At 65.3% G+C, this 9,147-nt stretch carries 8 protein-coding genes; all 8 read right to left on the bottom strand.

The window, feature by feature from the left end; translation table 11 throughout:
- On the bottom strand, window positions 1–719 hold a 719-nt coding region (gene dhaM / locus ACP5E6_RS08080; RefSeq protein ID WP_427953618.1), incomplete at its 3' end, for a dihydroxyacetone kinase phosphoryl donor subunit DhaM.
- Window positions 719–1,330: a dihydroxyacetone kinase subunit DhaL gene (gene dhaL, locus ACP5E6_RS08075; RefSeq protein WP_427953616.1), complete on the bottom strand. Its 612-nt coding sequence runs from the start codon at window positions 1,328–1,330 to the stop codon at window positions 719–721. The genes dhaM and dhaL, both read right to left, overlap by 1 nt.
- A complete protein-coding gene (gene dhaK, locus ACP5E6_RS08070; RefSeq protein WP_427953614.1) occupies window positions 1,330–2,331 on the bottom strand; it encodes a dihydroxyacetone kinase subunit DhaK in 1,002 nt (333 codons plus the stop codon). The genes dhaL and dhaK overlap by 1 nt, the downstream gene beginning before the upstream one ends.
- A gap of 63 nt (window positions 2,332–2,394) precedes the next feature.
- Entirely contained in the window at window positions 2,395–3,408 is a 1,014-nt protein-coding gene (locus tag ACP5E6_RS08065; protein ID WP_427953612.1) for an MIP/aquaporin family protein, read from the bottom strand.
- A gap of 24 nt (window positions 3,409–3,432) precedes the next feature.
- Complete coding sequence (gene glpK / locus ACP5E6_RS08060; RefSeq protein WP_427953610.1) at window positions 3,433–4,932, bottom strand: glycerol kinase GlpK; 1,500 nt, start codon at window positions 4,930–4,932, stop codon at window positions 3,433–3,435.
- A gap of 142 nt (window positions 4,933–5,074) precedes the next feature.
- Window positions 5,075–6,598 carry a glycerol-3-phosphate dehydrogenase gene (gene glpD, locus ACP5E6_RS08055; protein WP_427953608.1) on the bottom strand — a complete coding sequence of 508 codons (1,524 nt, stop codon included), beginning with the start codon at window positions 6,596–6,598 and terminating at the stop codon, window positions 5,075–5,077.
- Between the two features lie 486 nt (window positions 6,599–7,084).
- Window positions 7,085–7,915, bottom strand: coding sequence for a tryptophan synthase subunit alpha (gene trpA / locus ACP5E6_RS08050; RefSeq protein WP_427953606.1), 831 nt, complete (start codon window positions 7,913–7,915; stop codon window positions 7,085–7,087).
- Window positions 7,912–9,126 (bottom strand): tryptophan synthase subunit beta, encoded by a 1,215-nt coding sequence (trpB, locus tag ACP5E6_RS08045; RefSeq protein WP_427953604.1) that lies wholly within the window; start codon window positions 9,124–9,126, stop codon window positions 7,912–7,914. Before trpB ends, trpA begins: the two co-directional genes overlap by 4 nt.
- Between the last annotated feature and the right edge of the window lie 21 nt (window positions 9,127–9,147).

Raw genomic sequence — 9,147 nt, 5'->3', positions numbered from 1 at the left:
GCGAGAATCCCGGCGATCGCATCGACCGCCGCCGCCGATGAGGTCGTGATCCGCAGCGCCATCCCTTCCCGCGCGCCGAGGCCGAGCAGGCCGGTCAACGACCCGGCATCGGCGCTCCGCCCGGTCCCGGCCACGCCAATCCGGATCATATGCGGCTGGCCTTGCGCGTAGCGCGCGATCGCCGCCGCCGGCCGCAGATGCAGCCCGGCCGGATCGGTGACCGGCACCAGCTTGTCGATCGGCTTGTCGATCGCCGCGCCATCCCGATCATCGGTTTCCCCGCGCCTCATGTCATGCAACGGAACCGCGCCGAGTTGGTCCTGTTTCGCGGCGAGGGATTGCTCAGCCTCGCGCCGCACCCGCGCGAGCGGCGCCCCGCCGCTTGCCGCAACCCCGGCGGCCAGCGCGCCCTCGACGAACGGCGCCGCGCACAGCGCCACGCGGGACCGCACGCCGGGTTCGAGCAGATCGAGCGCGAGTTCGGCGCTCAACAGCGCGCTGCCGATATCCATCAGCACCAGCGTGCCGGCGTCACTGTCCAGCGCCTCGATCGCGGCGACGATCGCGGTCGCATCGGTGCCGAGATCGGCCTGGTCATCGCCGGCGCCGGCGGCAAGGGCGATGCGCGCGGCCGGACCGGTCATCTGACGCACCAGGGCTTCCACCGCGACGGCGAGGCCGCGACTGTGGGAGACCAGAACCAGCCCGACCACGTCCATCACGCCGGCGTCTCAGCCACCGCCAGCGCGTCCAGCAGCATGGCCGCCGAGGTCGCCCCCGGATCGGCATGGCCGATCGCCCGTTCGCCCAGATAACTCGCCCGCCCCTTGCGCGCCACGATCGGGATGGTGGCGGCAACGCCCGCATGGGCGGCGGCGGCGGCCTCGGCCAGGCTGGCGCCGCCATCGAGTGCCGCGATCGCGGGCATCAGCGCGTCGAGCATCGTCTTGTCGCCCGGCACCGCCTTGCCGCGCGCCGCGACCCCGGCCACACCGGCGGCGAGGCAGCGGGCGAGGGCGGCCGCATCGAGCGTCGCCGCGCCACCGGCGGCCTTCGCCATATCGAGAAAGAAGCTGCCGTACAGCGGTCCCGCCGCGCCGCCGACCGTGCCGATCAGGGTCATGCCCGCCAGTTTGAACAGCGCCGCCGGATCGGCAGGCGGCGCGGCATCGAGTTTTTCAACGATCTTGGCGAAGCCGCGCGCGAGGTTCGCACCGTGATCCCCATCGCCGATCGCCTGATCCAGCGCGTTGAGCTCGGCCTGCGCCGCCGCGTACCGGCCAGCCGCCCGGCGCAGCCACGCGGCGAGGCTGGCGACGTCCTGCGCCATCACGCCCCCCAGCGCAGCGCGGGCGTCACCACCGGCGCGTCCCAGTATCCGCGCATCGCCGCATCGAGCCGCAGCGCGGTGATCGACACGCCGGCCATCTCGAGGCTGGTGATATAGGAACCGACCAGATGCCGCGACACGCTCAACCCATGCTTGACCGCGATCGCCCGGGCGGCGCGAACCATGATGTAGAGCTCGATCAACGGCGTGCCGCCCATGCCATTGACGAACAATAGAATATCATCGCCGCGCCGGAACGGCAGATCCGCCAGGATCGGTTCCATCAGCATCGCCGCGATTTCGTCGGCAGGCGCCAGTTTGATGGTCCGGCGCCCCGGCTCGCCGTGAATGCCGATGCCGAATTCCATCTCATCCGCGCCGAGCGCGAAACTCGGCGTGCCCGCGTGCGGCACGGTGCAGGCACTCAGCGCCAGACCCATCGACCGCGCGGCGCCATTGACCGAGCGGCACAATTCCGCCACCTGCGCCAGTCTCATGCCCGCCTCGGCCGCCCCGCCGCAGATTTTTTCGGCAAGAATAGTCGCCCCCACGCCGCGCCGCCCGGCGGTGTAGAGACTATCCTGCACCGCGACGTCGTCATCGATCACCACGGCATGAACATCGATGCCCGCCTCGCGCGCCAGATCGGCCGCCATCTCGAAATTCAGCACATCGCCGGTATAGTTTTTCACGATGTGCAGCACGCCCGCGCCGCCATCCACCGCCATCGTCGCCGCGACCATCTGATCCGGCGTCGGGCTGGTGAACACCGCGCCGGGGCATGCCGCATCCAGCATCCCCCGCCCGACGAAGCCGCCGTGCATCGGTTCATGACCGGAACCGCCGCCCGACACCAGCGCCACCTTGCCGCGCACCGGCGCATCGGCGCGGGTGATGAAATCGGGGTCGCGATGCACAAGGATCATTCCTTCATGCGCCAGCGCCATCCCCTCGAGCGCTTCGCCGACCACGGCATTGGGATCGTTGATCAGTTTTTTCATGGCTCCCTCCTTGCTGAACCAGGGACCGGCCCCGCCATCGGACCGGCCCCCGACCCGATGCGGTTACGATGCGGACGTGGTGTGCTGCTTGGCTTCATCGAGTGCGGCCTGAAGCTTTTCCAGGCTATAGCCCAATCCTTGCATCTGCGGGTGCGGCTGCCGGCTTTTCAGCAGCTTGACCCGTTCGATCAGCGTGAGGCTGATGCACCATTTATACACATAGACAGCGAGAACCCCGCCGATCATCGGGCCGACGATCGGCACCCACCAATAACCATGCGGTCCGGGAAACGCGTTCGGCCCCCAGCCCATCAGCCAGGTGAACAGGCGCGGGCCGAAATCGCGCGCCGGGTTGATCGCGTAACCGGCATCGACGCCATAGGACATGCCGATCGCCGCAACCGCGAGTCCGACCAGCAGCGGCCCCATGTTGGAGGTCGGGCTCAGGTTCAGATTGTCCGAAATCGCCAGCACGAACAGCAGCAGAAAGAACGTGCCGATGATCTGGTCGAGCAGCGCCAGATCCATATGCGCGCCAAGATACGATGCCGGGAAGGTCGCAAAGATGCTGAACGTGGTCAGCCCGCCGGGTGCCGCGTAGGAGGCGACGTGATGGGCCGCGTTCCAGGCATCGATCGCGCGGAAATAATCGGCATAGACCAGCGCCGCGCCCACGAAGCAGCCGGCAACTTGCGCGCCCCAATACGGCACCAGCTTGCGCCAGGGGAAATCGCCCTTCACCGCGAAGGCCAGGCTGACCGCGGGGTTGAGATGCGCCCCGGTCACGCCGCCGGCGACATAAATCGCCATGGTGACCGCGAACGCCCACCCCCAGGTGATCAGCAGCCAGCCGCCCGCGCCGTTGAAAATCACCGCGGTCCGGCCGGATTCGGTCAGCCCGACCACCGCGACCGCGACGACACCGGCGCCGAACGCGATCAGAACGACGCAGCCCAGAAATTCCGCGATCATTTCGGAATAGATCGACTCGGCCCGCCACCCGACCTTGACACCCATCAATGTTCGGCTCGGCGCCGGTTGCATCGTCTCAGTGGAATATTCAGATGTGTTGGACATTGTTTCGTTTCCCTATGATGATGATCAATCGACCCAGCCGAACGAGCGCTGAACGGCCTTTTTCCATGATTTATAGTGATGCGCGCGCACCTCGGCGCTCATCTTCGGCTCCCAGGTCTTGTCGATGCCCCAGTTCTGCCGCAGATCATCGACATTCTGCCAGTATCCGACGGCAAGTCCGGCCGCATAGGCAGCGCCCAGCGCCGTCGTTTCGGTCATTTTCGGCCGCACCACCGGGGCGTCGAGAATATCGGACTGGAACTGCATCAGCAGCTCATTGGCCACCATGCCGCCATCGGTCTTGAGGGCGGCGAGGGTGATGCCGCTATCCGCCTGCATCGCCTCCACCACGTCACGCACCTGATAGGCGGTGGATTCAAGCGCCGCGCGCGCCAGATGGGCGCGGGTGGCATAGCGGGTCAGCCCGGCGATCACGCCGCGCGCGTCGTCTTTCCAGTACGGCGCATACAGGCCGGAAAACGCGGGCACGATATAGACATCGCCATTATCGGGCACGCTCGCGGCCAACGGCTCGATCTGCGGTGCCACATCGAATAATTTCAGATTATCGCGCAGCCACTGCACCAGCGCGCCGGTGATCGCAATCGCCCCTTCCAGCGCGTAGCGCGGTGCCTCGTCGCCGAACTGATAGGCCAGCGTGGTCAGCAGCCCGGCTTTCGATTGCACCGGCGTGGTGCCGGTGTTCATCAGCATGAACGAGCCGGTGCCATAGGTGTTCTTGGCCTCGCCGGGCGAGAAACAGGTCTGCCCGACCAGTGCGGCCTGCTGGTCGCCGAGCATGCCCGCGAGTTTGGTGCCGTTCAGCGGCGCCGTCACGATATCGCCATACACCGCCGAAGAGGCCACGATCGTGGGTAAACACGCGCGCGGGATGCCGAAATGCGCGAGCATCGCCTCATCCCAGTTGCAGGTCGCAAGGTCGATCAGCATGGTGCGGCTGGCGTTGGTCACATCGGTGATGTGCCGGCCGCCTTTGGCACCGCCGGTCAAATTCCAGGTCAGCCACGTATCGATCGTGCCGAACAGCGCATCGCCCGCTTCCGCCTTCGCCCGCGCGCCCTCGACGTTTTCAAGAATCCACAGCAGTTTCAGCCCCGAGAAATAGGTCGCCAGCGGCAGGCCGGTCTTGGCGCGAAACCGGTCCTGCCCGCCGTCACGCACGAAGCGCTGCACCAGCTGATCGGTGCGGGTATCCATCCAGACCAGCGCGTTGCAGAGCGGCTGGCCGGTGTGGCGATCCCACAGCACGGTGGTTTCGCGCTGGTTGGTGATGCCGACCGCGGCAAGATCAGCGGCGGTCAGATTGGCGCGCGCGAGGGCGGCGCCGATCACCTCATTGGTATTGGCGAGAATTTCCAGCGGATCATGCTCGACCCAGCCCGGCTTGGGATAGATCTGCCGGTGTTCCTTCTGGGCGACCGAGACGATATTCCCGCCCTTGTCGAAAACGATGAAGCGCGAACTTGTGGTGCCCTGATCGATGGCGCCGACGTAGCTGGTCATGGCTGTTTTCCCCGTACGTTTATTTGAAAGGCAAGAAAGATCTTCTTTTTTTGAAAAAAAAGAAGTAAAAAAACTTTTTTATTCTGGTCCGTTCTGGTTCAACCTCCCCTGACCCAGAGAACAAAAGTTTTTTGCTTCTTTTTTACAAAAAAGAAGTTGCTTCCTTGACTGGCTCCCGCCGCAGCCGCGCCGCGACCCGCCCTGCCGTGCCCTGCGGCACATGCAGCGCGAGTTTCGATCGCCGCCAGAGCACATCCTCGGCCTCGCGCGCCCATTCATGTGCAACCAGATAGGCCAGTTCGGCTTCGGTAAGCCCGCCACCGAAATCCTCGCCGAGGTCGGCCATGGTGCGGGCCGTGCCGAGAACACGCTCGGCGCGGGTGCCATAGGCGCGCGCGAGCCGATGCAGCAGGGCAGGGGGCAACGACGGATAGAGTGCGGCCAGCGCACGCAAATAGGCGTCGAAATCCGCCCCCGGCATGTCGCCGCCCGGCAGCGCGCTGTTCGCGGTCCAGGGTGTGCCGATCGGCAGCGCCATCACCGGCAGCAGTTTTTCCAGCGCGTGTTCGGCGAGTTTGCGATAGGTGGTGATCTTGCCGCCGAACACCGAGAGCAACGCCGGCTGCCCCGCGCCACCCTCGACATCGAGCACATAATCACGCGTCACCGCCGAGGCGTTCGCGGCGTGATCGTCATACAGCGGCCGCACGCCGGAATAGCTGCGCACCACATCCGCGGGCGTGACGTGCGTGCGGAAATAGCGCGAAACACTCTCGCAGAGATAGGCGGTTTCATCCGGCGTGATGTCAACCACCGACGGATCGCCCTCGTAGGGAATGTCCGTGGTGCCGATCAGGGTGAAGTCGCCCTCGTAGGGGATCGCGAACACGATGCGCTGATCGGGATTCTGCAAAATGAAGGCGAACGCGCCCTCGAACAACCGGCGCACGATGATGTGGCTGCCCTTGATCATCCGCACCGTCTTCTCGGTGTTGCGGCCGAGCTTGGCGCTCAACACCTCACCGACCCAGGGGCCGGCGGCATTGACCATGGCGCGCGCCGTGACCGATGAGCGCAGGCCGGTGCGGCGATCCTCCAGATCGGCGCGCCAGACCGCCTGATCGGGCCGGGCGGTGATCAGTTTTGTTCGGGTTCGAACATCGGCGCCATGCGCGGCGGCATCCATCGCGTTGAGCACGACGAGCCGGCTATCCTCGACCCAGCAATCGGCATAGGTGAAGCCGCGCCGGTAGTCGGGCTTGAGCACGTCCGCGGCGGGATGCGGCGGAAACCTGACCGCGCGCGATGCCGCCAGGCGCTGGCGGCGCGCCAGATGGTCATACAGGAACAAGCCGGCCCTGATCATCCAGGCCGGGCGCTGGCCGGCGGCGTGGGGCAGCACGAATTCGAGCGGCCAGATAATATGCGGCGCGATCGTGAGCAGCCGTTCGCGCTCCTGCAACGCCTCGCGCACCAGCCGGAATTCGTAATATTCAAGATAGCGCAGCCCGCCATGGATCAGCTTGGTACTGGCCGAGGAGGTGTGCGACGCCAGATCATCCTGCTCGACCAGAAGCACCCGCAGCCCGCGCCCGGCGGCATCACGCGCGATCCCGGCGCCGTTGATCCCGCCGCCGATAATGAGCAGATCGACATTATCCGCCATGGCCGAACCTTCCATCACACCGGAAGAACCGCCCAATGCATATTCGGATCACAACATCCGGCGCAAAACCCTCGCGTAAACATTCCAATTTATGCATTGATTTTGGCATGAACGACCTGTTTCCTCGAAATTTATCGTTGCCCGGCTCTTATCACGCGCGCACAATATTCGCAATCGAAAATTAGGTTAATTTTTATGGTCGTATTCGCACATGCAGCATCGATCCGCGCGGCCACGCCGGCAATCCCCGCGCCGCGCCCGGGGGCCGGCCACGCCAAGGCGGCCGGATCGATGCCCGGTGCGATGAGGTCGCGATCATGGGATCAATGAGGCCCCCCGCGCCGGGGCAACCAAACCGCCCCTAGAGCGATATGCGATTAAGTTGACGCGGCAGCGGCAACATAATCGCATGAAATCGCTCGAAAAAACATAGAGCTAGAGCGTTAAGCTGAAAGCATCACGCTCTAACCGGGCGGGGCAGGCGGATCAGGCCGCCGCGCGCTCGCCGCGCATCGCCGCCGCCAGGGCAGCGACATCGCCCAGAATCTGGTCGATCAACGCGGGCGCGGCATGGCCCGCTTCATCCAGCCCCGCCGCCATCCGGTCGATCAGCGCCGAGGCGACCACCGCCGCGTCGGCATGGCGGGCGACGATCGCCGCCTGTTCAGGCGTGCGCACCCCGAACCCGACCGCGATGGGCAGGTTGGTGGCGCGGCGCAGGCGGGGAATATCCCGCGCCAGATCCGCCGCCGACGCCGTGCGCGTGCCGGTGATGCCGGTGATCGACACGTAATAGACGAAACCCGACGAGTCCTTCAGCACCACCGGCAGGCGGGCATCGGAGGTCGTGGGGGCGACCAGACGGATCAGATCGAGCCCATTGGCTTTCACCGCCGCCAGCATCAAATCGGATTCCTCGGTCGGCATATCGACCACGATCAACCCATCGACACCGAAGAACGCGGCATCGCGCGTGAACCGATCGACGCCATAGGACAGGATCGGGTTCAAATAGCCCATCAGAACGAGCGGCAGGGTATTATCGATCGTGCGGAATTCGCGCACCAGGTCGAGCGTCCCGGCAACGCTCGCCCCCGCATGCAGCGCCCGCCGCCCGGCCAGCTGAATCGTCGGCCCATCCGCCATCGGATCGGTGAACGGCATGCCGATCTCGATGATATCGGCGCCGCTCCGGGCCATGCCGGCGAGCAGGGCGGCCGAGGTCGCGCGATCGGGATCGAACGCCTCGACGAAGGTGATCAGCGCGGCCCGCCCTTCGGTCTTCAGCCGTGCGAAAGTGGCGGCGATCCGGCTCACAATTGTGCTCCGAGATGTTTGGCGACGGTGAAAATATCCTTATCGCCCCGCCCGCACAGATTCATCAAAATGATCTGCTCGGCCGGCATCTCCGGCGCGATCTTCGCGACATGCGCAAGCGCATGCGCCGGCTCCAGCGCCGGAATGATCCCCTCGGTCGCGCAGCAGAGCTGAAACGCGGCCAGCGCCTCGTCATCGGTCACCGCGACGTAATCGACCCGGCCAATATCATGCAGATACGAATGTTCCGGCCCGATTCCCGGATAATCCAGCCCCGCCGAAATCGAATGGGCTTCAAGGATCTGGCCATCCGCATCCTGCAACAGATAGGTCCGGTTGCCGTGCAGCACACCTGGCCGGCCGCGCGAGAGCGATGCCGCGTGCTCACCCGAATCGAGCCCGCGCCCGGCAGCCTCCACCCCGATCAGCCTGACATCGTCATCCAGCATCGGGTGGAACAGCCCGATCGCGTTCGACCCGCCGCCGATCGCGGCGATCGCCACATCCGGCAACCGCCCCTCGGCCTCGAGCATCTGCGCCCGCGCCTCGGTGCCGATCACGGATTGAAAATCGCGCACCATGGCCGGGTAGGGGTGCGGACCCGCCGCGGTGCCGATGATATAGAACGTGTCACGTACATTCGCGACCCAGTCGCGCAGCGCATCGTTCATCGCATCCTTGAGCGTCGCCGCCCCGGATGTCACGGGCACCACCTCGGCACCGAGCAATTTCATGCGGAACACATTGGGCTGCTGACGCTCGACATCGACGGCCCCCATATAAATCACGCAGGGCAGACCAAACAACGCCGCCACCGTCGCGGTCGCGACGCCATGCTGCCCCGCGCCGGTTTCCGCGATGATCCGCGTCTTGCCCATGCGCTTGGCGAGCAGGATCTGACCGATGCAATTATTGATCTTGTGCGCGCCGGTGTGGTTCAGCTCGTCGCGCTTGAAATAGATTTTCGCACCGCCGAGTTTTTTCGTCAGCCGCTCGGCGAACCACATCGGACTCGGCCGGCCGACATAATGCTTCATGTAATAATCGAACTCAGCCTGAAAGGCCGGATCAAGCTTGGCCACGTCATAAGCGGCCTCAAGCTCCAGAATCAGCGGCATCAACGTCTCGGCGACGAATCGGCCGCCGAACTCGCCGAAGCGGCCACGCTCGTCCGGCAGGTTGCGCAGGGAATTGGGGATCGGTTTGTTCATGGTTGCTCTCCGTCACCCGAC

The organism is Acidiphilium sp. (assembly GCF_049977125.1).
Classification (GTDB): Bacteria; Pseudomonadota; Alphaproteobacteria; order Acetobacterales; family Acetobacteraceae; genus Acidiphilium.
Note: the sequence above shows the minus strand (reverse complement) of the source record. Positions and strands in the feature narration are given on the sequence as shown.